The sequence below is a fragment of the Armatimonadota bacterium genome, from assembly GCA_017993055.1.
Taxonomy (GTDB): domain Bacteria; phylum Armatimonadota; class UBA5829; order DTJY01; family DTJY01; genus JAGONM01.
Window position 1 is genome coordinate 1 of sequence record JAGONM010000045.1, and the last position, 24,465, is coordinate 24,465.

30 protein-coding genes and 1 tRNA gene are annotated in these 24,465 nt (G+C 61.2%); 6 read left to right on the forward strand and 25 right to left on the reverse strand.

Annotation, left to right across the window (positions count from 1 at the left end):
* Positions 1 to 271: 271 nt before the first annotated feature.
* From KBC96_13595 to KBC96_13605, 3 genes are read left to right on the forward strand one after another with little or no spacing between them, the layout of a single operon-like run.
* Positions 272 to 1,381, forward strand: a complete 1,110-nt coding sequence (locus KBC96_13595) for a DNA repair exonuclease (GenBank protein MBP6965425.1) — start codon at positions 272 to 274, stop codon at positions 1,379 to 1,381.
* 5 nt (positions 1,382 to 1,386) lie between these two features.
* On the forward strand, positions 1,387 to 3,531 hold the full coding sequence (locus tag KBC96_13600; GenBank protein MBP6965426.1) for an AAA family ATPase: 2,145 nt from the start codon (positions 1,387 to 1,389) through the stop codon (positions 3,529 to 3,531).
* 36 nt (positions 3,532 to 3,567) lie between these two features.
* Positions 3,568 to 4,635 (forward strand): TIGR03790 family protein, encoded by a 1,068-nt coding sequence (locus KBC96_13605; protein MBP6965427.1) that lies wholly within the window; start codon positions 3,568 to 3,570, stop codon positions 4,633 to 4,635.
* A 3-nt stretch (positions 4,636 to 4,638) separates the two neighbouring features.
* Here KBC96_13605 and KBC96_13610 read toward each other — a convergent pair whose 3' ends face one another.
* The 18 genes from KBC96_13610 to KBC96_13695 all read right to left on the reverse strand — a co-directional run bounded on the left by KBC96_13610 (position 4,639) and on the right by KBC96_13695 (position 16,427).
* Complete coding sequence (locus KBC96_13610) at positions 4,639 to 4,857, reverse strand: hypothetical protein (GenBank protein MBP6965428.1); 219 nt, start codon at positions 4,855 to 4,857, stop codon at positions 4,639 to 4,641.
* Positions 4,858 to 4,874: 17 nt separating this feature from the next.
* Positions 4,875 to 5,252 carry a YraN family protein gene (locus KBC96_13615; protein MBP6965429.1) on the reverse strand — a complete coding sequence of 126 codons (378 nt, stop codon included), beginning with the start codon at positions 5,250 to 5,252 and terminating at the stop codon, positions 4,875 to 4,877.
* Complete coding sequence (locus KBC96_13620; GenBank protein MBP6965430.1) at positions 5,246 to 5,884, reverse strand: ribonuclease HII; 639 nt, start codon at positions 5,882 to 5,884, stop codon at positions 5,246 to 5,248. Before KBC96_13620 ends, KBC96_13615 begins: the two co-directional genes overlap by 7 nt.
* 12 nt (positions 5,885 to 5,896) lie before the next feature.
* Entirely contained in the window at positions 5,897 to 6,409 is a 513-nt protein-coding gene (gene lepB, locus KBC96_13625) for a signal peptidase I (protein MBP6965431.1), read from the reverse strand.
* A gap of 136 nt (positions 6,410 to 6,545) precedes the next feature.
* Entirely contained in the window at positions 6,546 to 7,148 is a 603-nt protein-coding gene (gene lepB / locus KBC96_13630; protein ID MBP6965432.1) for a signal peptidase I, read from the reverse strand.
* A 26-nt stretch (positions 7,149 to 7,174) separates the two neighbouring features.
* Positions 7,175 to 7,531, reverse strand: coding sequence for a 50S ribosomal protein L19 (gene rplS, locus KBC96_13635; protein ID MBP6965433.1), 357 nt, complete (start codon positions 7,529 to 7,531; stop codon positions 7,175 to 7,177).
* 48 nt (positions 7,532 to 7,579) lie between these two features.
* Positions 7,580 to 8,335 (reverse strand): tRNA (guanosine(37)-N1)-methyltransferase TrmD, encoded by a 756-nt coding sequence (gene trmD, locus KBC96_13640; protein ID MBP6965434.1) that lies wholly within the window; start codon positions 8,333 to 8,335, stop codon positions 7,580 to 7,582.
* A 4-nt stretch (positions 8,336 to 8,339) separates the two neighbouring features.
* Positions 8,340 to 8,846 carry a 16S rRNA processing protein RimM gene (rimM, locus tag KBC96_13645; GenBank protein MBP6965435.1) on the reverse strand — a complete coding sequence of 169 codons (507 nt, stop codon included), beginning with the start codon at positions 8,844 to 8,846 and terminating at the stop codon, positions 8,340 to 8,342.
* A complete protein-coding gene (locus KBC96_13650) occupies positions 8,843 to 9,250 on the reverse strand; it encodes a hypothetical protein (GenBank protein ID MBP6965436.1) in 408 nt (135 codons plus the stop codon). The genes rimM and KBC96_13650 overlap by 4 nt, the downstream gene beginning before the upstream one ends.
* A gap of 5 nt (positions 9,251 to 9,255) precedes the next feature.
* Positions 9,256 to 9,477: a KH domain-containing protein gene (locus KBC96_13655; GenBank protein ID MBP6965437.1), complete on the reverse strand. Its 222-nt coding sequence runs from the start codon at positions 9,475 to 9,477 to the stop codon at positions 9,256 to 9,258.
* Positions 9,478 to 9,611: 134 nt separating this feature from the next.
* Positions 9,612 to 9,956 carry a 30S ribosomal protein S16 gene (gene rpsP / locus KBC96_13660; GenBank protein ID MBP6965438.1) on the reverse strand — a complete coding sequence of 115 codons (345 nt, stop codon included), beginning with the start codon at positions 9,954 to 9,956 and terminating at the stop codon, positions 9,612 to 9,614.
* 98 nt (positions 9,957 to 10,054) lie between these two features.
* Entirely contained in the window at positions 10,055 to 11,392 is a 1,338-nt protein-coding gene (gene ffh / locus KBC96_13665) for a signal recognition particle protein (GenBank protein MBP6965439.1), read from the reverse strand.
* 73 nt (positions 11,393 to 11,465) lie between these two features.
* Positions 11,466 to 12,377, reverse strand: coding sequence for a signal recognition particle-docking protein FtsY (ftsY, locus tag KBC96_13670; protein MBP6965440.1), 912 nt, complete (start codon positions 12,375 to 12,377; stop codon positions 11,466 to 11,468).
* 116 nt (positions 12,378 to 12,493) lie between these two features.
* On the reverse strand, positions 12,494 to 13,279 hold the full coding sequence (gene mazG / locus KBC96_13675; GenBank protein ID MBP6965441.1) for a nucleoside triphosphate pyrophosphohydrolase: 786 nt from the start codon (positions 13,277 to 13,279) through the stop codon (positions 12,494 to 12,496).
* Complete coding sequence (locus tag KBC96_13680) at positions 13,276 to 13,974, reverse strand: hypothetical protein (GenBank protein MBP6965442.1); 699 nt, start codon at positions 13,972 to 13,974, stop codon at positions 13,276 to 13,278. The genes mazG and KBC96_13680 overlap by 4 nt, the downstream gene beginning before the upstream one ends.
* A gap of 49 nt (positions 13,975 to 14,023) precedes the next feature.
* Entirely contained in the window at positions 14,024 to 15,010 is a 987-nt protein-coding gene (locus KBC96_13685) for a peptidyl-prolyl cis-trans isomerase (protein ID MBP6965443.1), read from the reverse strand.
* Positions 15,011 to 15,050: 40 nt separating this feature from the next.
* Positions 15,051 to 15,842, reverse strand: a complete 792-nt coding sequence (locus tag KBC96_13690) for a FliA/WhiG family RNA polymerase sigma factor (protein ID MBP6965444.1) — start codon at positions 15,840 to 15,842, stop codon at positions 15,051 to 15,053.
* A 216-nt stretch (positions 15,843 to 16,058) separates the two neighbouring features.
* Positions 16,059 to 16,427, reverse strand: a complete 369-nt coding sequence (locus tag KBC96_13695) for a response regulator (GenBank protein MBP6965445.1) — start codon at positions 16,425 to 16,427, stop codon at positions 16,059 to 16,061.
* 421 nt (positions 16,428 to 16,848) lie between these two features.
* On the opposite strand from KBC96_13695, the gene KBC96_13700 reads away from it, so the two are divergent.
* From KBC96_13700 to KBC96_13710, 3 genes are all read left to right on the forward strand, one after another.
* Positions 16,849 to 17,907 (forward strand): tetratricopeptide repeat protein, encoded by a 1,059-nt coding sequence (locus tag KBC96_13700; GenBank protein MBP6965446.1) that lies wholly within the window; start codon positions 16,849 to 16,851, stop codon positions 17,905 to 17,907.
* Between the two features lie 4 nt (positions 17,908 to 17,911).
* Positions 17,912 to 20,197 (forward strand): N-acetylmuramoyl-L-alanine amidase, encoded by a 2,286-nt coding sequence (locus KBC96_13705; GenBank protein ID MBP6965447.1) that lies wholly within the window; start codon positions 17,912 to 17,914, stop codon positions 20,195 to 20,197.
* Between the two features lie 117 nt (positions 20,198 to 20,314).
* Positions 20,315 to 21,583: a chitobiase/beta-hexosaminidase C-terminal domain-containing protein gene (locus tag KBC96_13710; protein ID MBP6965448.1), complete on the forward strand. Its 1,269-nt coding sequence runs from the start codon at positions 20,315 to 20,317 to the stop codon at positions 21,581 to 21,583.
* Between the two features lie 78 nt (positions 21,584 to 21,661).
* On the opposite strand, the gene KBC96_13715 is transcribed toward KBC96_13710, so the two are convergent.
* The 7 genes from KBC96_13715 to tuf form a co-directional block, all read right to left on the reverse strand.
* Positions 21,662 to 22,366 (reverse strand): 50S ribosomal protein L1, encoded by a 705-nt coding sequence (locus tag KBC96_13715; GenBank protein MBP6965449.1) that lies wholly within the window; start codon positions 22,364 to 22,366, stop codon positions 21,662 to 21,664.
* Between the two features lie 56 nt (positions 22,367 to 22,422).
* Positions 22,423 to 22,848 (reverse strand): 50S ribosomal protein L11, encoded by a 426-nt coding sequence (gene rplK, locus KBC96_13720; protein ID MBP6965450.1) that lies wholly within the window; start codon positions 22,846 to 22,848, stop codon positions 22,423 to 22,425.
* A gap of 67 nt (positions 22,849 to 22,915) precedes the next feature.
* Positions 22,916 to 23,440 (reverse strand): transcription termination/antitermination factor NusG, encoded by a 525-nt coding sequence (nusG, locus tag KBC96_13725; GenBank protein MBP6965451.1) that lies wholly within the window; start codon positions 23,438 to 23,440, stop codon positions 22,916 to 22,918.
* Between the two features lie 55 nt (positions 23,441 to 23,495).
* Positions 23,496 to 23,717 (reverse strand): preprotein translocase subunit SecE, encoded by a 222-nt coding sequence (gene secE, locus KBC96_13730; protein ID MBP6965452.1) that lies wholly within the window; start codon positions 23,715 to 23,717, stop codon positions 23,496 to 23,498.
* A 110-nt stretch (positions 23,718 to 23,827) separates the two neighbouring features.
* Positions 23,828 to 23,903: transfer RNA gene (locus KBC96_13735), tRNA-Trp, on the reverse strand.
* A gap of 148 nt (positions 23,904 to 24,051) precedes the next feature.
* Positions 24,052 to 24,213 carry a 50S ribosomal protein L33 gene (gene rpmG / locus KBC96_13740; GenBank protein ID MBP6965453.1) on the reverse strand — a complete coding sequence of 54 codons (162 nt, stop codon included), beginning with the start codon at positions 24,211 to 24,213 and terminating at the stop codon, positions 24,052 to 24,054.
* 126 nt (positions 24,214 to 24,339) lie between these two features.
* The coding region (tuf, locus tag KBC96_13745; protein MBP6965454.1) for an elongation factor Tu at positions 24,340 to 24,465 on the reverse strand (126 nt) is incomplete at its 5' end.

Sequence of the window (24,465 nt, forward strand, 5' to 3'; positions counted from 1 at the left end):
AGGTCTGACGAATGGCGGGCCTTCTTCGACGCGGAGGACGGCGGGGGCAAGGGCTCCGGCGGTTCATCCGGCGGAGGCGGCGGTAGCAGCAACCAGAACGCCACTGGGGGCGGGGGGAACGACGCCGACAAGAACGCCGACGGCGGCGGGGGCAACCGGGATGAGCGTTTGACATCCCCGGGTTGCAGGCATATAATGCAGTCACACGCATCACGCGACCCGACGCTCCATCACCGCACTCCGGCATTTCCCAGGCAAAGGAGGGGCATCCTTGGCAAGCGTGAAGTTCGTCCACATCGCCGATTCCCACCTCAGCCGCCCGTTCGGGTTCCTTCCGCCTGCGCTCGCGGAGGAGCGGCGGCGCGACCAGAGGCAGACACTCACGCGAGTGGTGGACCTGGCGCTGGAGCGGGATGTTGACCTCTTCCTCGTCTCGGGCGACCTCTTCGACCGCCCGGACCCCGATCCGACTGACGTCGAGGCGGTGACGGCCGGGATCGGCAGGCTCCTGGAAGCCGGAAAGCGGGTCTTCGCGATCCCGGGAAACCACGATTTCTGCACCAGTAACAGCTTCTGGCACAGGCTCGACGCGCCGGGACTGCGCATCTTCCTCGAACCTGAGTGCGAGCACGTCGTCCTGGACGACCTCGGGGTCGCGGTGGCCGGGTCGGCATTCGATCGGTCGCAGTCGGAGCGCAGAGCGTTCGACCGGATCGAACTGCCGAAGGACGCCCCCTGCATACTGCTGCTTCACGCATCGCTCGAGAGCTTCGGGGTGCAGTTGGAGCGGTATCACCCGTTCTCACTCGCTGAACTTGAAAGCTGCGGGGCCGCCTATGTCGCGCTCGGGCACTACCACCGCCTGAACACGGTCGCGTCGGACGGCGTTACGGCGTGCTATCCGGGCAGCTTCGAGGGACTCGGCTTCGACGGCCCGGAGACCGATGACCGGCACATCGTCTTCGGAGAGATCGCGGAGGACGGCAAGGCTGCGGTCGAGCCGGTCAAGGTCAACCGCCGGACGATGCGCGCGGCGGAACTCGACTGCACCTCGTTCGAGACGCAGGCCGGGCTCGACGAGGCCGTCCGCCGGCTGTGCGATGCGGACGCGCTGCTCAGTCTCAAGCTGACCGGCGCGCCGATCCAGGACCTGCTCGCTTCCATCGAGGAGATACCCGCGCGCTTCCGGGAGTCGGTAGCGCACATGGAGGTTGACTCGTCAGCGCTTTCCGGCGCTCCTGACCTGTGCCTCGACAACAGCATCAGGGGGCGTTTCTGCAAGCACCTGCTCGACCGGATCGAGGCTTCCGCCGACACTGACACGACGCGACTGCTGAGACGGGCGCTGGACCTCGGGCTCTCCGCGCTCTCCGACGGATAGAGGCCATGCAACTGATCGAACTGAGGCTCGAAAACTTCAGACGGTTCGTGGAGGCTCGCTTCGAGTTCTGCCCCGGAATGAACCTGATATGGGGGCCGAACGAATCCGGCAAGTCCACCGTGCACGAGGCCGTATGCGCCGCGCTGTTCGGCCGGGAACGCGGCCAGAACCTCGAGCACTGGGACGGAGGGCCCTGTTCGGCGGTCCTGACGTACCGCAACGGCGACAGGACCTACCGGCTGTCACGCGGGCTCTCCGAGGCATCGTGCAGCCTGGGCGCCGTCACTGCGGGCGGCGAGCCGTCGGACGTGATTTCCGACAAGGACGCCGTGGCGTCGGCGGTGGCGGAGCATCTTGGCATCTCGCAGAGATCGGTGTTCGAAAACACGATCTCGGTCCGCCAGTCGGAGATCGGGAGGCTGAACAACGCCGGCCTTGCGGCGATCGGCAATGAGATCCAGCGCGTCGTGACCGGCACCGAGCGGACATCGGCGGGAGACGCCCTCAAGAAACTGAAGGACCGGCAGAAGAGCATAATCGGGAAGGCTCGGCCCGCAAAGCCGAGAGAGTACGACGAGATCTGCGCGCGACTGCAGGCCCTTGCCGCGGAGATCGCGCAGGTACGCGGGTCACGAGAGACTATCGCGAACCTCCTGACCGAACAGGAAGCACTCAGTCGTCGGATCGAGACCGACTCCGAGAGGATGGCTACGCTAAGCGGGTTGATCGAGCGCCTGCGGCGGTGGACGGACTTGAGTCAGCGAGCTTCGGAACTGGACAAACTGCATGTGGAGGTCTTCGGAAGTCTCAAGCGGATCAGGGAGCTTTCGGCCGAGTTGAAGCAGGTTCACAAAGAGCTCGAGCACTATGCTGACCTGATCGGAAAGGCGGACGAAATCGCGGACAACCTGTCGAAGCTGGAGAGCAGGCGAGCCGAACTCGAGGGAAGGCTCTGGGAGCTGCAGAAGGCAGACAGGGACTCGCCCGGCGCGCCGGGCGTTCGGACGGCGCTGTGGCTCTACGGCGGCGCGGTGCTTGGCCTGGCAGGGGTGGCGCTCGGTCTATCAGTTGACTACAGGCTGCTTCTGCTGCTGATCCCGTCCGCGGGGCTCGTGATTCGGTTTGCGCAACTGCGCGCCTCCGGCAGTGTCGGCGCCGGCAGGCAGCTCGAGCAGATGGCTGAATCGGCACAGCGAGACCTGACCCAGGTCGAGGCGGAGCAGTCCAACATCCTCAGCTACATGAAGTGCCCCAACACGACCAGAGCGTGGGCCAGGCTAAAGGCATATCGGGCGCTGGCGGCGCGGGCGCACGAGTATGAGATCACGCTGAAGGCCTCTCTCAACTCGCGCACTATCGAGGACTGGGAGACCCAGGAGTCGGAGCTGGCCCGCGAGCTTTCGGGGGTGAGGCGGCAGATAGAGGAGGAGTTCCCGGACTACTCGCCGACGACCGAAGAGGCCGAGGGTTGGCGCACGGAGTTCCAGGGGCTCCAGAGTAGACTCCCGGTGGACGAGGCGCGCCTGAATCAGATCACCGGCGAACTGGAGGCCGAGAACCGCAACTCGCGGGACCTGGCGGCGCTGGAAGGTGAACTGGAGTATGTCCAGAGCCGCAAGAAGGACCTGGAGTTCCTTCACAAGGCATACGGCGAGGCGATATCCGCTTTGGAGGTCGTGACTCAGGACGTCTCCACACGATACCTGCCGACTCTACGGGGGCGGGCGGCCGACTGCCTGAAGGCCGTCACCGGCGGGCGGTACTGCGAGGTCAACATCAGCGCGGACTGGCAGATCAGCCTGGACTGCGTGGAGCGCAGCGGCGTGTCACCCTCACTTCTCAGCGCGGGGACCCTGGATCAGCTCTACTTCGCGCTGAGGCTCGCGTGCGGAGAACTTCTGTCGTCCGGAAGGCCGCTCCCGCTGATTCTCGACGACCCGTTCGTGAACTGCGACCGCGAGAGGCTGGACAGGATACTCGGCATGCTCGCGGAGTTGTCGGAGAAGACGCAGGCTCTGCTGATGACGCACGACCCCTACATCCTCGCGTGGGCCCGCGATCTCCAGGCCGCCGGGTCAACTCCCTGCATGGTGCATGAACTGCAGGCATCGGGAGCGGCGGATGGAACCGATGCCTCCGCGAGTTCGTAGTACATTATGTGACATCCCCGAGTCGAAAGGTCAACAATGAAGAAGCCGGCTATCCTGCTGTTAGTGATCCTGGCCGCCGCCTCGTGTACCAAGGCAAACAACCCGCCCGCGGAGAAGACCCCCGGCCCCTCGAACGTGCTCGTGGTCATCAACGAGAAGAGCGAGACCTCGAAAGAGGTGGGGGAGTACTATGCGCAGAAGCGCGGGATCGCCGAGAAGTTCGTCCTTCGCATCGAATGTCCGGACAAGGAACGCATTGATACCCGCGAATACGAGCTCATTCAGAAGCCGGTGAAGGAGCGCCTCGACAAAGGCGACCTGAAGATAGACTACATAGTGCTGACGAAGGGCGTTCCGTTCGCGCTCAGCAACGGATTCGCAGTGGACAGTCTGCTCGCGAGCATGGAAGCCGGGCTGGACCCTCGCACCAACAAGGGACCCCTCAAGAACCCGTATTTCGGCCAGGCCGACCATTTCTCGCACGAGAAGTACGGGTTGTACCTGGTGACCAGGCTGGACGGCTACACGAAGGAAGACGCGAAGGCCCTCGTGGATCGGGCCCTCGCCGCCAAGCCTGAGAAGCAGGTCTTCCTCTTCGATATCGCCACCAACCAAACGAGGGCCGGATACAAGGAGTTCAACGAGGACATGCGCAAGGCCCATGAGGTGTTGAAGGGAAAGGGATTCGTCTCGATGCTCGAGACCACCGAGGACTTCGTGGGCAGGCGAAAGAACCTGATGGGCTACTGCTCCTGGGGAAGCAACGACGGCAAGTTCGACCTTGCCAAGTACCGCGGCAACCAGTTCCTGCCCGGCTCTATAGCGGAGACGGCCGTGTCCACGAGCGCCCGAACGTTCGTGCAGACCGACGAGGGGCAGTCGCTGATCGGAGACCTGATCAAGTCAGGCGTGACCGGCGTCAAGGGGTACTGCAACGAGCCGACGCTGACGGCGGTGGCGATCCCCTCGATACTGTTCGACCGCTACGTGTCCGGCTACAATCTTGCTGAGAGCTTCTACATGGCGTCGCGCTGCATCTACTGGCGGGACATCGTCATCGGAGACCCGCTCACAGCGCCCTATGCGTCCGAATTGGGGAAGTAGGGGTCACCAACCGAACAGCGTGCGGAACTCCACCAGCGCGAATGCAAGGGCGAACGCGACGACAACGATCACTGCGAAGAACCGAATACGCTTCCTCCGACGGCGCGCGGCATCCTCGAAGGGCATCCAGACCTCGTAGTCGTGCTCGTTCTGGTCGTTGACGCCGTAGGTATCTTCCTCGTCGGGAATACGTTCCTTGCCTTCGTCGAAATGCCAGCTCATAGATGCGCTCCGCGCGCTCAACCGCCGTCATCGGCGGAGAACGCGCCCTTGATTACCTCGACGGTCACCGGCTTGCCGTTGATGAAATAGACCTCGGCCACGTCGAACCGACAGCCGACTTCGCCCAGCGACCGCTCGCTCAGGTACGCCAGCGCAGCCTTGACGATCCTGCCCCTCTTGCGGCGCGTGACCGACTCGGAGGCCGCGCCGTCAGCATCGCTCCGGCGCGATTTGACCTCGATGAACGCGAGGTCGCCGCCCTCCCTGGCCACGATGTCTATCTCGCCCTGTCGGCAGTGATAGTTGCGTTCGAGAACCTCGTAGCCGAGCGACTCCAGATGTCGAGCCGCGCGATCTTCTCCGTGCCGCCCAAGAACCGACCTCAGCGTCACCACAGCGTCCCCATCGTTCTCGCGACGGGAGCGAACGACCTCCGATGGATCGGGCAGGCGCCGTGCTCCCTCAGGCGGTCCATGTGCCAGGGCGTCGGGTAGCCCTTGTGGCGCGCGAAGCCGTACTCGGGATAGGTCCCGTCATACTCCAGCATGATGGCGTCCCGAGTGACCTTGGCAACGATCGAGGCGGCGGCGATGCTGATGCTCGCGCGGTCGCCGCCGACAATGCATTGGTGCGCGTGGCCGAATCCGCGGATAGGGCTGCCGTCAATCAGGCAGAGGTCGGGAATGACTCCCAGGTCCCGGACGGCGGCTCGCATCGCCTCCCAGGTCGCCTGAAGGATGTTGATCCGGTCAATGACCTCGTGGCTCACGATGCCGACGCCGATGTGGAGCGCCGTGCTCCTGATCCGGTCGAGGCACTCCTCGCGGGCAGAGGCGGTGAGCTGCTTGGAGTCGCAGACTCCCTTCAGATCGCAGTCGGGCGGCAATATCACCGCCGCGGCAACCACCGGGCCGGCGAGCGGGCCTCGACCGGCCTCGTCAATACCGGCGACGGTACGGTGTCCCCGCTCTCGCGCAGCCCTCTCCCAGACCCAGAGATCGGCGTGATCGGATGCGGTCCCGGCCATCAGAGCACCTCGTCACTGGATAGAGCCGAAACGCCTGGGAGGCCAGAAGCGGAACATCGCCTTTCCGATGACACGCTTCCGTTCCAACTGCCCCCACCAGTGGCTGTCGCGGCTGTCGTTACGGTTGTCGCCCAGAACGTAAAGGCGGCCCTCCGCTATGCGAGTCGGCTTGAGGGAATACCCCATCTTCTCCTCGAGATACGGCTCGCTTGCGGGGACGTCGTTGCGATAGAGCTGACCATCGCGGACCTCGATCACGTCGCCCGGCACTGCCACCAGCCGCTTGATGAAGTCCTTCTCGACACCGTCGTTCGAGGCCTCCGGAGGCGCTCTGAACACGATTATCTCACCGGCTCTGGGCTCTCGGAAACGGTATATCAGCTTGTTGACCAGTATGTGATCGCCCTCCATAAGAGTAGGGCTCATCGAGGGGCTGGGGATGAAGAACGCCTGAACGACGAACGGCCGAATGAGGAGGAAGACCAGCGCGATGGCAATCATGGCCGACTCGACCACCTCGGCCATAGATTTGCCGATGGGGGATTTGTACCTCTCCAGGATGAGCCGGGCGACGAGCAGTATCGCTATGGCCGCAATCACATATCCCGTACTGACATTTGCGAGCCACTCGGTCATCGTCATCCCCGCGCATCAAGAAGCGTCAGCGAAGCAGGCGAGCCCTGGGGATCGGCCAGAAGGTCACTATCGCCTTACCGAGCACCCGGTTCCTATCGAGCAGGCCCCACTCGTGGCTGTCGTTGCTGTTGTTGCGATTGTCGCCCATTACGAAGAAGGTGCCTTTCTCGACCCTCTTGGGCGGCATATCGTATCTGATGTCGTTCGGCTCCAGCAGATAGGGCTCATCAAGGGGCTTGCCGTTTCGATAGGCAACACCTTCCTTGACCTCAATGACGTCGCCTGGACGGCCTATCAGCCGCTTGATGTAGTCCACCTCCACCGGGCCCGCCGTCGGCGGGCACTTGAAGACGACGATGTCGCCGCGCTTCGGCTCGGTAAAACGGTAGACGAACTTGTTGACGAGGATGTGATCCCGTTCTCTAAGGGTCGGCTCCATCGAGCCGGACGGGATGAAGAACGCCTGCACGATGAACGGCCGGATGAGCAGAAACACGAGCGCGACGGCAAGCAGGGCCGATTCGGCAAACTCCGCCGCGGACCTGGCAGCCGGCGACCGGTATCTGCGCAGTACCAGACGTATTACGAACAGGACGCCGATGATCGCGAGAACGTACTCGATCGGCATGTTCGCGAGCCACTCTGTTACGCCATTCATTTCCTGGGTTTGTCTGCTTCCTTGATTCGGGTGGCTTTGCCAACCTTGTCACGCAGATAGAAGAGCTTGGCGCGCCGGACTGCGCCCCGTCTGGCAACCTCGATTCGCGCGACCTTGGGGCTGTTTACGAGGAAAGTGCGCTCGACCCCGATGCCGTGCGATATCTTGCGGGCGGTGAAGCTCTCGCGGACGGCGTCGTGGCGCTTGGCGATGACGATGCCTTCGAATACCTGGATGCGCTCCTTGCCGCCCTCGACCACGCGGACATGTACCTTGACCGTGTCGCCGATGTTGAAATCCGGCTTCTCGGCCTTCAGCTGTTCTTTCTCGATTTCCTGGATGATAGTTGTCATGGCTTGCCTTTCGTTCGGAGGGGATACGGACCGTACCGCACCCCACCGCTATTCCCTCTCTTCTGAGTTATCCGACTCCTGCAGTTCGCTGAGAAGACGCCGATCCGACTCCGACAGAGTCGCCTCCGCCAGCAGGTCAGGGCGACGGGCAAGGGTGCGCCTGAGCGACTCCCGCCTGCGCCATTTCGCAATCTCGGCGTGGTGACCGGACAGAAGCACCTCCGGTATCGTCCAGCCCCGGAAATCGGCCGGCCGGGTATATTGCGGGTACTCCAGCAGGCCCTCCGAGAAGGACTCTTCGAGCGCCGACTGCTCGTCTCCGAGGACCCCGGGCATCAGCCTTATCACGGCATCGAGGATTACGAGCGCCGGCAACTCACCACCGGTTAGTACGTAATCCCCGATAGACAGTTCCTCCGCAACGAGATGCTCCCTGACTCGCTCGTCCACGCCTTCGTAGTGGCCGCAGATGAAAACCAGGTGCGGGCACTGGGACAGTTCGGCGGCCCTGGCCTGTGTGAACACCTCGCCCTGCGGCGAAGTCAGGATGATCTTGCTCTGTTCGGTCCAGTATTCGTTTTTGACATGCTCGGCGGCCGCGAATATCGGCTCCGGCTTCATAACCATCCCGGCGCCACCGCCGTAAGGTGGCTCGTCGGTGGTACGATGTTTGTCCGTGGTGTAATCACGGAGATCATGCACGAAGACCGAGAGCAGTCCTTTGTCCCGTGCCCTCTTCACGATGCTGTAGTCCACGCCGCCGTGGACGACCTCGGGAAAGATGGTCAGGACGTCTATCCGCATTCGGTTATTCCTGCACGAGGCCTTCGACGGCCTTGACGACTATCTGCTTTTTCGAAAGGTCAACGCTTACGACAAACTCCCTTACCGCCGGGATCATCGCGCGCGGCGTGACATACACATCGTTCGCCGATCCGGTCAGCACCTGCTCGACCTTTCCGAGATCCTCGCCGTCCGTGGTCAGCACGCCGAGGCCAACGATGTCGTGTATATAATAACGCCCCTCTTCGAGCGGCACGAGGTCGCCTCTCCGGATACGAATCTCCATGCCGCGAAGCCCATCCGCGGCGGTGATATCGTCAACGCCCTCAAACTTGATCAGCACGAGTCCCTTGTGAAACCGGACGCTCTCGATCACCCACATCCGCCCGTCCGACTCCGTGCCGAGATACGCCTGCGCCAGTTCGGAAAACCTCTCCGGAAAGTCCGTGAGAGGAAACACCTTCACCTCTCCCTTGAGGCCGAAGGGAGAGGTTATCTTGCCTATCACGACATCCCACGTGTCGGCGCTCATCGGGCGTTTCGTATCTCCACTATCACATCGTCCTTCACGAGCACTTCGGTCTCAAGCAGTTTCTCCGCAAGGTTGTCGCCGACGTTCAGTTCGGACAAGCCTTCGAGCGCGGTATGCGGATGCTCGGAGCCGATCTCCATGTTGCGCACCTCGGCCAGCCTGGCCGAGAGGCTCGTCTTCGCCTGCTCCTGGCGCATTTGTTGACGGGTCAGTTTCTCGCGGAACTCGGCCGCGCGCGCAGAATCCGCGCCCTCCAGGTCGGCAAGATACTGCCGTCCCTGCACCTCGAGCTGATGGAGGGAGGCCTCCACCTTACTCAGCGCCTGGGAGAGCTGCGAGATCAAGCGATCTTTGTACTCAGCGGTTACTACCGCCTTGACGACGACCTTGCTTCGGACAAGCATCGCCGCTAAGGAATGATCTCGAGGTAGACGCGGCGCTTGTTTCGCATCGCGGCGGCCTTTGCCACCGTGCGGAGCGCATTCGCGATCTTGCCCTGCTTGCCGATCACCTTGCCCAGATCCTCGGAAGCAACCCTGATCTCGAAAGTGGTTGATTCGGGCCCCTCGATCTCGGAGATGTTCACCTGGTCAGGATCATCAACCAGCGCTTTGACGAGATACTCGATCATGTCCTTCAATCCTATCACTCCTTTCCGGAGCAGGGTGAAGGCATTCAAGACGCGGAAAGGGCTCAAAGAGCGGCATTTCGGCCGATCGAACTCCGGCCGACTTGAGGCTCAAGCCGGTTCCTGGATCTGCTCTGCTATCCCTGCTCGTCCGAAGGCGCAGTCTCCTCCTCAGGCTGCGCTTCCTCAACGGCCGCGGGGGCACTCTCAGGTGCCTTCTGCTTCGCGCCGAGGAACGTGTCCAGGATCCCTTCCTTCTTCAGCAGTGCTCTCGCTGTATCTGACGGCTGCGCTCCCCTGCCCAGCCACATCGCAGCCTTCTCGCCGTCAACTTTCAGCGTCACAGGTTCTGTCATCGGATCATAGTACCCTATGACCTCGATGAACCTGCCGTTTCGCGCCGTTCGGCTGTCGGCTACGACCAATCTGTAGAACGGCCGCCCCTTGGCGCCCATCCTTCTCAGACGTATCTTTACTGACAAGACTATCCTCCTTTGGACTCGTACCTAATCGTTTCTGCCTGCGTCCCCGCTGTTCCTGCAGGGCCCTGCGCATCCTGACAGGGCCGAGGACGCCTCCCCTACGAGAAGAACGGGATGTTCGGACGCTTCCGGCGGCCTCCCTGCTCCATCTCCGCCAGCTCGCGGATCATCTTCTTCGTCTGGCTGAACTGGTTCATGAGTTGGTTGACATCCTGTACACTCGCACCGCTTCCGTTGGCGACTCTCCGCCTGCGGCTCCCGTTCAGCATCTCCGGGTGATGGCGCTCTTCCCTGGTCATTGATCGAATGATCGCCTCTACCTTACCGAGCCTGCTCTCATCAATCTCGGCACCCTGAAGCCCTCGGGCGTTGAGACCGGGGATCATCCCCAGAATCTGGTCGAGCGGACCCATCTTGCGCATCTGCTGCAACTGCTCGAGGTAGTCCTCGAGATCAAACTTGTTCTCCCTGAACTTCCTCTCGAGTTCCTCGACCTTCTCGGCGTCCACGGCGGCCTCGGCCTTCTCGATCAGGCTGAGCACGTCGCCCATTCCGAGAATCCGGGACGCCATGCGCTCCGGATGGAAAGGCTCGAGGGCATCGAGTTTCTCACCCACGCCGGCGAACTTTATCGGCTTGCCGGTGACCGCCTTGATCGAGAGCGCCGCCCCGCCGCGCGCGTCACCGTCCAGCTTGGTGACAACGAATCCGTCCACCTCGAGCGCCCGGTTGAACTGCTCCGCGACGTTGACTGCATCCTGGCCGGTCATTGCGTCCACGACCAGCAGGGTCTCGGTCGGCGGGACCGCAGATCTGATCCGCCCGAGTTCCGACATCAGGTCGTCGTCTACGTGAAGACGCCCGGCGGTGTCGAGTATGATCACGTCCCGGCCGTCTGAAGCCGCGGCGCCGGCGGCGGCCTGTGCTATGTCTACGGGATCCTGCTTGTCCCCAAGCGTGAAAACCGGTATGCCGATCTGCTCGCCGAGCACCTGAAGCTGCTTGATCGCCGCCGGACGATAGACGTCGAGCGCGACCAGCAGGGGCTTCCGGCCCTGCTTCCGCATCAGATTGGCAAACTTCGCACAGGTGGTCGTCTTGCCCGCGCCGTGAAGTCCTGCCATCATGATGATCGTCGGCGGCTTCTCCGCGATCTTCAGTGCGGTATCCCCGCCGCCGAGCAGCTCGGTCATCTCTTCGTTGACGATCTTGACGACGTGCTGGGCCGGCGAAAGGCTCGCGAAGACCTCCTGCCCGACCGCGCGCTCGCGCACGCGGGAGACGAAATCCTTCACGACCCGGAAGTTGACGTCGGCCTCGAGCAGGGCGAGGCGAACCTCGCGGAGGGCTTCATTGACATCCTGCTCCGAGAGCGCGCCCTTCCCTCTCAGCTTCTTGAATACGCTCTGTAGTTTCTCGCTAAGACTTTCAAACATCGAAACCTGCGCGATTATCTGGAATCGCAAATCGTAGTATACCCAACCCGACGCGGTTTTGTCAAACTCCGCGCTATCCTACAAGCGACGCGGCGAAGTCGGCGGAGTCAAAGTCCTCAAGGTCATCCAGCGTCTCGCCGGTTCCGACCAGCTTGATCGGAATGCCGAGCTCGTCGTTGAGCGTGACGACGATGCCGCCTTTCGCGGTGCCGTCGAGCTTCGCCAGCACGATGCCGGTCACACCGACAGCCGCCGCGAACTCCCTGGCCTGGCTGATCGCATTCTGGCCGGTGGTCGCATCAAGAACGAGTAGGACTTCGTCGGCCTTGCGTCCGACCTCGCGCTCTATGACACGGCCGATCTTCCTCAACTCCTCCATGAGGTTGCTTCTGGTGTGCAGGCGGCCCGCGGTATCCGCAATCACTAGGTCCGCTCGCCGGGACCTGGCTGCCTGGATCGCATCGTAGACCACCGCCGCCGGATCGGCCCCTTCTCGCTGCCTGATGAGGTCCACCCCCACGCGGTTCGCCCATATTTCGAGTTGGTCAATCGCGGCGGCACGGAACGTATCCGCCGCCGCGAGGATGACCCTCTTGCCCTCCCGCTTGAACCTGTGGGCCAGCTTGGCGATCGAGGTCGTCTTTCCTACACCATTCACACCTACGACAAGGTAGACCGTCGGAGGCTCGACTGAGAACTGGAGGCCGACGTCCGGCCCGGACATCGCCTGCGCGATCTCGTCCCTCAGTCGTTCCCGAATCTGCTCGGCCTCTGACATCCGATCCTCGCGCGATACGCGGCGCAGGTCTTCCACGATTCGCACGACCGTGTTGACGTTGAGGTCGGCCTGTACGAGGGCCTCTTCCAGTTCCTCAAAGAGCTGCTCGTCCACGGGCCGCCTGCCCGAGAGCAGGTCGTCCACCTTCCTGAATAGATTCCTGAGTAGTCTCACCGCGAACTGCTTTCCGCGAGCACCGCCCTGCATTTGGTACGGACAACAAAAACCCCCGTCCGCCTTCGCTCATGGTCCGGCGGACCGGGGTGACTCTGAAGGGATTGTAGCAGAATCGGCGTCATTCGTCAAGGCACGGGACAGCTATCTCATCCCTCGCGCTTGACACGGTCCCAGACGGCGTCCATCTCCGCGATGCTCATATCCTCGATCCGACGGCCCGCGTCGCGCGCGGCCCGCTCCATCCGGCGGAACCTGTCCGAGAACCGCTCGACCATCACGCGGAGGGCGTCCTCGGGGTCAACGCCTTTCCAGCGCGCAACGTTGACCACGGTGAACAGCAGGTCCCCTATCTCCTCGAGTATTCGCCCGCGATCACCGGCGGCCAGCTCCGCCTTCAGCTCGCCCGTCTCCTCCTCCATCTTTGCCACGACGGCATCGAGGTCGGGCCACTCAAAACCTGCCTTTGCGGCCTTCTTGGATATCTCCATCGCGCGGGCGAGGGCGGGCATCGCCTTCGGCACGCCGTCGAGTATCGAGGTGCGGTTCTCGTTGCCCTTTTCAGCGCGCTTGATCTCCTCCCAGTTGTGGAGGACTTCGTCCGATCCGGCGACCTCGGCCTCGCCGAAGACGTGAGGATGCCTTCGAATCAGCTTTTCGTTGATGCTCCGGAGCGAGTCCCCAATATCGAACTCGCCGCGCTCGGCTGAGAACCTGGCGTGGAACACGGCCTGCATCATCAGGTCGCCGAGTTCAGACCGCAGTTCGTCCGGGTCGCGGTTGTCAATGGCCTCCAGGACTTCGTAGGTCTCCTCGAGGAGGTTGGGCTTGATTGACTCGGAGGTCTGCTCGCGGTCCCACGGGCAGCCGTCCGGGCCTCTCAGCCGGGCGATGATCTCAACGAGCTTCTCGAACTCCGTGCCGGGTCGGTTCATAGCGCGTGGTCCTGGGTTCCGGATTTCGGATGCCGCGCAGGCGGCACGAAGACACTGCTCAGGTGGTCGAACTCCCCGCGGTCGAGTTCATAAAGCGGTCGGTGGAGCACCTGCGAGAAGAGAGTGCCCGCGCCGGTCACGACGGCAATCTCAAAGTCATCGGGGTAAATCTCCATCAGCGCGAGTTTGACCTCGGAAGCGATCAGGCGGTCGTACACCTGGTAGATGATATTCGTCACGCAGGGATCGGGATGCACCGCATCGAGCGACAGCGCGTCGAGTACTTTGATGCCCGAATCGAACCCGACGCCGACTGCTTCGAGGACGGGCTCGATGAAGCTCTCCGAGCCGACAATCCGGACCTCTACGCCGGATTCACTTGCGCGAACCATCAGGATTCCGACGGAGCGCTCTCCCGCGAGAGGGTGACCCGGCACGGCGTAGACGACGTCGTCGCACCGTGCAGCCTCCTCCAGCAGGCGATCGGCGATCCCGGCGTAGACAGCGTCGAAGCTCACCGCCTCATCGTACAGGCGGTCGAACGATATGAGTCTGGCGCCGTGAGACTCCAACTCCTCGACGACGGGGTGCCTGCGGGTACGCACAAAAACAGTGGGCGCGGAAAGTATCATCTCCCACGCACCCACTGATATATGCTCGCGATTCGAGGGGCCGAGGCCCACGATGGTTATCACCGCGCAGGCCTCGGCGCCGCTGTCTGCATGCTGTCCACGGAGCCGCCCGCTATTTCGGCTGCTGCTTGGTCTCTTGCTTCTGACCGCCGGGGATTCCGGGGCCGCCTTCCTTCGGGAGCAACTGGTCGCGATATCGGTCAATCATGATCTTGACGTCGGCGGTCTCCCGGAACTTGTTGAGTTCGGCGTCCACGTTCCACTTCTGGCCGCCCTTCTCCCTCATCATTCCGTCCCAGAGAAGGAACTTTACCTCTTCGAACTTCTGAACCTTCTTGGGGTTCTGGCGGATCACCTTAAAGATGACGAAGCCTGTCTGATCGGCGATCGGTTCGGTGTACGCGCCCTTCTTGGTCGCAAGCACCTTCTTCCAGACCGCTTCGGGGAGGCCCTGATCGTTCACGTAGACCGGGCGACCGAGACGCCCGCCCCGATCCTTGGAGTTCGGATCGGATGAGAGCTGCTTGGCGACCGTGGCGAAGTCAACATTCTGCTTCAGGAGGTTCATGGCCTTGTCGGCCGTCGCCTTGTTCTCGCAGAAGATGGCCGCCACCTCGGCGTTCTCCGGGATGGTAAACTGCTTGTCCTTGTTCGCCTCGTAGTACTTCTTGACTTCCTCGTCGGTCACCTTGATGCCGCGGGTCATCAGATTGAAGTGAGCCTGCAGGATGCGCACCAGATCCTTGGCCTGATCCTTGGTGAGACCCGATTCCTTCATCTTGGCCATGAACTGCGGCTGCTTCTCCATCTGCTTGTAGCGCTCGTCCACCTGCGCATTGGTCGGCGGGACCTTCTCTTTCTCCGCGAGCCTGATCAGCAGTTCCTCGTTTATGAGGTCGCGAAGGACGACAACTCCTGCCTCCACCTGCATCGGGGGGTTGCCCATCGGCATCCTTTCGAGCCTGTCGTAGTATTCCTGACGGCTGATCTTCCGGCCGTTGACTTTGGCCACGCTCGACTTGCCGCATCCGGCCAGGAAGGAAGCGGCCACCAGCGCCGCCATGGCCATCAGAACGGTCTTGCTGACTGCCTTACTCATATTGCTATGCTCTCCTCTCGATATTGGGACGATCCGGAAACTAGTGAAACAGCGCCACATCGTGCGTGAGGTACCCGCGCAGCCTGAGCACTGCCTGTGTATGCAACTGATAGACCCTCGATTCGGAAACCGTCAGGACCCTGCCTATCTCTTTGAAGGTCAGGCCCTCATAGTAGTAGAGGGCGATTATGAGGCGCTCCCGTTCCGGCAGGCGGTCAATCGCGTTGCCGAGTATGCGCCGCATCTCGTGGCCTTCGATTTCGGTGGCGGGACTCGCCGACTCGTCGTTGATGATGTCGGCGAGATGGACATGCTCTGTTCCGTCGGAACCGATGATCACGTCATCGAGCGACATGAGCGTGGCCCGACCCGTATCGGCCAGGAGGGAATGAAGATCATCGAGGTCTATTTCCAGAGCCTCGGCGACCTCTTCCTCAGTGGCCGGCCTCCCCTTCTCCATCTCCAGCCGCAGATATGTCCGCTCCAGGTTCTTGACCCGCTCGCGCACCGACCGGGGCACCCAGTCTTCTTCGCGGAGCATCTCCAGGATCGCGCCCCTGATGAGCGCGATCGCGTAGGTCTCGAACTTCACCTGGCGGGAAACATCGAACTGGTCCACGGCCTTGATAAGCCCGACTACGCCTGCGCCGACCAGGTCATCTCTGTCCATGTTCGGCGGGAGGCTGGTTACGACGCGGCCGGCCGTGATCTTGACCAGGTACGCGTACTGATTGATCAGGGCGTCTCGCGCCTTCTGATCGCCCTGGCCCTTGTATCTGGTCCAGAGAAGCTGCGTGTCCGCCAGTATCGAGTTGTCGGTCTTATTACGCATGGGATCCGGCTGTGGTTCCGAGACTCGACGTTCCGGGCATGAGAAGCCCGCACGGACTGCCGGAACCTCCGTTCCGACAGGCTCCGATACGCCTCGGGGCATTGTATACCCACAGCCGATGCCGTGTCAACAGGAAACGAGTATTGTCGAAGAGCGGCTCGCCGCGGGCGGCGGGCCCCCAGGGTCTACTCGCGATGCCGGCATCCTTCCGCCCTCCTATCGCTCCTTGCTCATGAGTTGGATCGTCTTCAGCACCTTCCGGGGGTTCAGGGGCTTGACGACGAAGTCCCGGGCGCCCGCACTGAGGGCGTCCATGGCGAGCGCGCGCTGGCCGTTGCCCGCGCAGATCAGGATCACCGCGTTGGGGTCCTTGTAGATGATGCGGCGGACGGCGGCGGCGCCGTCTACGTCCGGCAGGGCCGCGTCCATGACGACGAGGTCCGGTTCGAGCGCCTGGTACTTCTCGAGCGATTCGTCTATGGTCTTGGCCTCGCCGACTACCTGGCAGCCGATGGACGACAGCACGTCCCGTAGCACCATGCGGTCCCCGAACCCGCCGCTTACGAGCAGAGTTCGCCTTGCCACTTACCTCACACCCTTTCGATCGGAGAGGTCGCGCTGGATCGCCGGCGACCGCAGACGTGCAAGCGGCATTGGTTTTGGCCTCCGGCCGCCGGCGAAATCGGAGTCTTTGCGGATACCTCTCTATTGGATTATCGGTGGAATCGGCGGCTTCTGCATAACCTTGAGGGAACCGTGACCGGGATCGCCGACAGGTGAGATCAACGCGGGTACGCACCCGGGCAGACCGGATGCTCTGGCGCGGTCCGACGCTGGTATTCTCGATGCTCTATCAGGGGCGTAAATCTTGGTTTGACAATGGAGGCTTCATGGTATATACTATACAAGTTGAGATACCTTCTGCTTCTCCACTGTTCGTGCCGCACAAGACGGGCATCCGTCATATTGCCGGCAAGAGTACAGAAAGGAGTTGTGAGTATCCACCATGAGACGCCGATTGGCTACGGCAACCTGGCTGATCTGCCTGCTGGTTGTGGGGGCGCTCGCGCCAGCGCATGCGCTGCAGACAGCCGATCAGCTATCCACACAAGCGCATGCCAAGTATGATGCAAACCAGCTTGACGAGGCTGAGGCCCTCTTCGGCAAGCTTCTCCAGGACCAACCGGGCTCAACCCTCGCTCCCGACGCACAGTTCTACCTCGGATGGATCGCTTACAAGAAGGGCAGCACTGAAGCAGAGGCCCGATGGCAGGCCGTCGTCGCTCTCTACCCCAACTCGCCCGAAGCCCCGAAAGCGCTCAAAGGAATAGCTGCTATCCACTACAAGACCATCAAAGGCGACAAGGACACGCGGATCGCCGATTTCCAGAGGATAGTGGACCACTACCCCACAAGCCCCGAGGCGGACGAGGCAAGGCTTCGCATCGGCGTTCTGCACCGACGCACACCGCCCGATTTCACCAAAGCACTCGAGGCCTTCAGCTACTTGATGGCCAATGCCAAGGATCCTGGGTGGCGGGCGGATGCCTACGTGGAAACCGGGCTAACGTACCTGCAGAGGTACTGGTTCGAGGGACGCAAGAAGCCTGATGACCTGACGAAGGCCCTCGAAGTATTTTCCTCCACGAGGACGAAGTATCCCGGTCAGGGTGAAGCGGTCGCCAAAGCCGAGTTGCGCCAGGCGAGGATATACCTGTATTCCGAGAATGACATGAACAAGGCGTGGGAGGCGTTGAGTAGTACAATCGGAGCATACCCCGAGACCACTCTGACGACAGAAATACTTTATCACATGGCCTATTGCACTTACGCCCGGAAGGACTACGACGGCTGCATCCTACTGTGCGAGAACATACTGGCTACGAGGCCGGTAAGCGACTGGAACGCATACCTCCAGTACTTCATAGGCAATGCTGAGTTCCAGGCGGGCAGGAAGACGGAAGCGAAGGCCGCGTTGGAGAAGACGGTCGCTCTCTACCCTGAGTCCGAATGGGCCAGGCACGCAGCGGGGCTCTTGTCAACCCTGAAACTGGAGGAGGAGTAGCGCCATGACGAGGATGAAGCCCGTCGGAGCCGCGGCTCTGCTATTCCTCTGCATTCTCAGCGCAGCGTGGGGCAGATTGGGGCAAGAGAAGGGCCCCGCGATTGTGGCCAATGACCCGGAGGGACGGCGCGTGCCCGAGAACTGCCTCGAATGCAACTGGAGTTCGGGGAGCGTGGTTGTCGGATTGGGGGAAGAAGCCGAGTTCCGAGTGACAGGGGCGGAAGACCAGGACATATACTATGACCCGCTGGCCATCTGGGATGTCGTCACAGCTACGTGGGAGTTCTACAGGAATGACACTCAAGCGAGGGTGTATCCGCTCGACGTAAGCTACCGGACCGTCGCTCACGTCGAGGGCGAACCCTCCGGCAGGGCGTACTACGACTTCTATGTGACCTGCGAGTTCACGGACACCGGGCACTATACGGCCAAGTGCATTATCAGCGACGGACGTGCGCCTGGCGATCCCGCCAGAGACGATCCGATCGCCAAGCAGTTCACGGATGCCGATGTTCAGTGCTCGGTGGAGGTGAACAGCGTCTTCTCGACGAACGGAGTGATGACGTATCCTGGTTCACCGATCGGCGGGAACGTGGGCATGGAAGTCGAATGGGTCGCCGGATACAGGCCGGGCAAGTCCGCAACGCACGAGTGCGAGTTCCTCTTGACGCCTCTGGGCGGAGGCATGTGGGTGACGATGTGGGAGGACAGGCCGTGCGAGTTCCCGCATAGGGGCGCGTACTGGTGGAACAGTGCCGCTCCCACCGGTGGCGGGCATAATGGCGACTGGCTGCACACCGCCTCGTTCTCCTGGATGAGAGGCGAGGAAGAGGTTGTTGTCAGCGACAGCATGCCCTTCGACCTGGCAAACCTCACGGTAGCGGCAGAGCCGGAGTACCTGATCTACGACCCGGACGAGGAAGACGAGCCGACCATTACCTACACACTCTCCGACTGCTTTGACGCGTACCCGCCTGCGCAGGAAACCAGTGTCAACATCGAGATACTCACCTCGGATCAAGAGCACGTAAGGACTGAGGCCGTCACGAAGACAGCCGGTCCGAATGCAACGTATACGTACACATGGGACGGCAAGAATGACGTCGGGGATCTGATGCCGAAGGGTATCTACCTCTACAAGATCGTCGCCGCCCAGATACTCGATGACCCGCCCTGGGACCCGTTCAACCCAAGCCCGACCTTCCACTGGGACCAGGATTGCGACAAGTCAACCTGGCAGATTCACAGTACGGACGCTGAGGAAGTAGCCTACGATGAGGAGACCGGCGTAAGCACGATGCGAGTAAGCTTCTCCGCAGGCCCGATGGAACCGCTGCCCGGAATGCAATTGAGCAGGGCAAGGCTGGATGTATACGATCCTGACCTGGAATTGCTTGCCAGCGAATCTCTCACCGGCAGCTTACCAGTCAACGCCACCATCTACTTCCCTGATATTGAGGTGAACTTCAACAAGGGTGGGACATATCGGTTCCTGGTGTCGGCAGGGGACAAGCAGTACGTAGGCGCTCTTGTCGAAAAAGCCCATCGTGAAAGACCACTGCTGCAGCACAACTACTCTTGGACAAGTATCGGGATTGCGGCCTTTCTTGATGCCGGACACGGAGGCACGGATTCCGGGACAACAGGAACAACCCGATACAGCGAATGGGATGAAAGAGAAGCTAATCAGTGGGTCAGACAGCTCTTGGCAGGAGTACTTGCAACTCACTGTGTCATCGAGCATCCGGGGTGGACACACATGGATTGTGTGAAGAGGTTGTACCACCCTATTGATGTGCCCAGGTTCCTGGATAAGAGGGATGAACAGACCAGGATGTTGCTCAGTGGACGAGAAAGGCGCGCAAGTTGGGTCGACGCCCAGCTCCGTGCTGATCAGCCTGATCGTGCCGTGTTCATTTCTCTTCACTGCAGCGCCGGCACCACACACAAGACAACAAACCGGCTCACGGAAGTATGCTACCGTCCAGATATCATAGATTCGTACTCATTAGCTGACAACTTGAAGGATCACTTGACGGCAATCAGCCCAATGCGCACATATGTGACCAGGAATGCCACGGGTGACCCAAGACAGACCATGCTTCGAGCCTTGGCTGACCGGAGAAAGCGGACGCACACATATCTGATGCCCTCGAATCTCCTGGAAATGGTCATGCTGACCACTAATGAAGACGAGGATTTGATCAAGTGGGATTTCGGCCAGCACATGTTTGCCCAATATATTCACGACAGCTATTGCAGTTTTCAGTTTCCAATTATTAGTTACTGATATACATCCGGAGGAATAACAGTGAGCGGGACACAAGCTTTTCTCAAGTTGTTTGCCATTATCCTGGTGACACGGCTCCTGAGCGCACTGTATGCTACAGAGGAACCGTCTGAGCATTTGCCTGAGATTCTGCACCCCGCATGGTCACCTGACGGCCAGTACATCGCGTTCCAGGCTGATCACATTGATGGCAACTGCGACATATGGGCGATCCATCCGGACGGGAGTGGCTTGGAACGAATGACAACTGATTCGGCTGCCGACTTGCATCCTCAGTGGTCTCCGGATTCAGGCGCTTTGTACTTCCTGTCGTTCCGATCCGGCGCCCGGCGGCTGTGGAAGAAGGACTTGGCTACCGGCGCGGAGTCGCGGGTAGCGGACATTGCTCTCTCCGACTACGCAGTATCGAGCGATGGCAGTGAGTTTATCATCCAGACAGGGCGAAATGGCAACGTAGATCTGGTCATCGCATCCGCGCTGAACGGCAGAGACATAAGATGGCTGGCTGCCAGCCGAGACGGAGAGTATACTCCTGCGTGGTCTCCTGATCACCAACAGGCAGCGTTCCTGAAGCACGAGAACCTGTGGGCGAGGAGCGCTGTTGACCGTTCAAACCTGCGGCAGTTGACGAACTTCACCGATGAAGAGCGCGTTGTAGGCTCGATATCGTGGGGAACCAGCGGGTTCATTGCGTTTGATATGGATGGCAAGATATACAAAGTCAGGCCGGATAGCACCGGCCTGACTTGCGTGCTCGACAATGGCGACCCGGTTAGCTGGGCTCAGGATCCCACATGGTCCCCCGGTGGTACACACCTCGCCTTCGTCAGGTCAGTGGGTGGAACGCAGGGCTTGTGGATCATGAACGCCGACGGCACCGGACTGAGTCAGGTGCAGTGCGTCGCAGGCGAGCCGGCATTCGAGCCGGGCGCAGGCACGTATGCTACGACGCAGAGCGTCGCCATAACGTGTCCCACGACCGGCGCGACGATCCGGTACACTACCGACGAGACGGAACCTACGGAGAGCAGCGCTGAGTACACGTCAGCAGTGACGATCGACAAGTCCACGACTCTGAAAGCAAGAGCGTGGAAGTCCGGGCTGTTGCCGGGCTACACGCACAGCGCTACTTACGAGTTGAAGGTGGCCACGCCGTCATTCGATCCCGACGGCGGCACGTATTCGGGCGCACAAAGCGTGACCATCACCTGCGACACTTCCGACGTGACTGTTCGCTACACCACGGATGGCACCGAGCCTGATGAGAACAGCGCAGAGTACGCAGGCCTGGTGTTGATTACCGAGGACAGCACTCTGAAGGCCAAGGCCTGGAAAACGGACTGGACGGACAGCGACGTCAAGAGCGCGGACTACGTCATCCAGTAGTTGCCGCGAGCACAGCAGAAAGCACAAAGGGACGCCCGGGTGGGCGTCCCCTTTTTCCTCATATCTTGGTGGAGCGGCTCACTTCTCGGCGATGGCCTGGGTCTTCTGTGTATCGAGGTCGAAGCCGGGCCCCATGGTCGAGGAGACGGTGATCCGCTTCAGGTATCGTCCCTTCGCAGCGGCCGGGCGGGCCTTGAGGAGCGCGGATATCAGGGCCGCCAGGTTCTCGACCAGCTTTTCCGCATCGAAGGAGACCTTGCCGATCGCCATGTGGATCGTGCCGGCCTTGTCTACCCTGTACTCGACGCGCGACGCGCTCTTGATGTCCTTGACGACCTTGTCAACGTCCATCGTGACGGTGCCGGACTTCGGGTTCGGCATCCTAGGGCCGAGGATCTTGCCGAGCTTTCCGACCATGCTCATGACGTCCGGCGTTGCGACCAGGATGTCGAACTCGCGCCATCCGCCCTCGATCTGCTTCACGAGGTCTTCCGCGCCGACCGTGTCCGCGCCCGCGTCCGTCGCGGCCTGAGCCTTGTCGCCCTTGGCGAAGACGGCTACGCGGCGGGACTTGCCCGTGCCGTGGGGGAGTGTGGTGGTGCCTCGGACCATCTGATCGCCGTGGCGCGGGTCTACCCCGAGCCGGACGGCGACGTCTACGGTCTCGTCGAACTTGGCGTTGGCAAGTTCCTTGACTGTGGCGAGCGCCTCAGCCGGCTCCCACAGCTTGCCCTTCTCGATCTTCGTAAGTGCTTCGTTGTACCTTTTGCCGTGATCGGCCATTGCGAATCCTCCTTGTGGTGTGTCTGCGGCCCGCGATGCGGACCTCCCACGGGGTACTAGCCCTCCACCTCGATGCCGGCGGATCGGGCGGTACCCTCGATGATCTTCATGGCGGCTTCTATGTCGTTCGCATTCAGGTCGGGCATCTTCAGCTCGGCGATGCTCCGCACCTGCTCGCGAGTAACCTTGCCGACCTTCTCGCGGTTGGGCACGCCTGAACCTTTGTCAATGCCCGCAGCCTTCTTGAGCAGTTCGCCGGCGGGCGGAGTCTTCAGAATGTACGTGAACGAGCGGTCCTCGAATACGGTGATCTCTACGGGGACGATCGTGCCGACCTGCGAAGACGTCTTCTCGTTGTACGACTTGATGAACTCCATCATATTGATGCCGTATTGGCCCAGCGCGGGGCCAACAGGTGGTGCCGGCGTGGCCTGCCCAGCGGGAATCTGGAGCTTGACCACTCCCATAACCTTCTTAGCCATTGTGATCCTCCATCACCATACTGCTTCACCGTCATGCCGAACTCGATTCAGCGTGACGAGAGACGCGTTATATCTTCTCTACCTGAGTGAAGTCGAGTTCGACCGGGGTATCTCTGCCGAAGATCGAGATCAGCACCCGGAGTTTCTCTCTCGGAGCGTTGACGTCTTCGATAGTACCGGTGAACTCCGCGAACGGCCCGGACATGACGCGCACGACCTGGCCCTTCTCCCAGAGCAACTTGGGCTTCTGGCGCGGGCCTTCCACGGCCTCCAGGATGTTCGCGATCTCCTTGTCCTGAAGCGGGACCGGCTTGTTACCGGAGCTGACGAATCCCGTGACCCCGGTGGTGCTCTTCACGAGGTACCACGTCTGGTCGTCGAGAACCATCTCTATCAGGATGTAACCGGGGAATATCTTGCGCGCGACCTCGCGTTTCTTGCCGGCGCGCGTGCGCAACTCCTGCTCCGTGGGGATCAGTATCCTGAAGACACGGTCCTTCAGGCCCATTGATTCCGCGCGGCGCTCGATATTCGTCTTTACCTTGTTTTCATGCCCTGAGTACGTGTGTACTGCGTACCAGTGCCTTTCCATAATCAAGCCTCACATCATGTCGGCGAGTCTGTGCGAGCAGCCTTTCTCGCGTTGGCTACCAGCCGACCTTCTTGGTCAGCCATCCCAGCACGAGGTCGAGTCCGCCGATCCAGACCGTGATGATCAGGATGGCAACGAGAACTACGAGCGTAGACTTCTTGACCTCGTCATACGAGGGCCACGATGTCTTCTTGAGTTCCACCCATACCTCGTGGAAGAACCTGGCTACCCGCTGGAAGAAGTTCGCCTGGCTTCGGTTGCCTGCTATTGATGCCATATGGTCACATCCCTCGGGGGCTCGTCCTTCAGGACGAACCACAAAAATACTCCTCTGCACAGCCATTTCGTGCGGCGCAGGGAGCTTCATCAAGTCCGTATCCACACATCTGGCAGGGGCAACAGGACTCGAACCTGCGACACCCGGTTTTGGAGACCGGTGCTCTACCAACTGAGCTATGCCCCTGCGTTTTGCGCATAGATGTTACCACATCGGTGCGAGAATGTAAAGAGCCGGCCCAGCGATCCAAAGCTCGAGGTTCAATGTTCAAGGTTCGAGCAGGCCGGGCGTCCGCAACTCTGAACGTTGAACCCGGAGCGTTCAAGCGCGCGCCCTACTTAGCCTCTCGATGCGCGGTGTGCTTCCGGCACTTCTTGCAGAACTTCTTCAGCTCTATCCTGTCCTGGTCATTCCGCTTATTCTTTGTTGTCGCATAATTCCTGGACTTGCAGTCCTGGCAAGCCAGGGTTATGACTATTCTGGCATCGGTAGCCATTGATGATCAACCTTCCTGAAACCCGTCCCCGCGTCCTGGCGACGGGCCGGGGATTTTTACGCGGTTAGGGAGGGAGTCGAGCTCCCTCCCTAACCCGGTGAACTCACTGCGCTCGGACGCAGAACCCTACTCGATAACCGCGGAGACGACTCCCGCTCCCACGGTGTGGCCGCCCTCTCGGATCGCAAACCGCAGCCCCTCTTCCATCGCGATCGGCTGGATCAGCGTTCCCTCCAGCGAGACGTTGTCTCC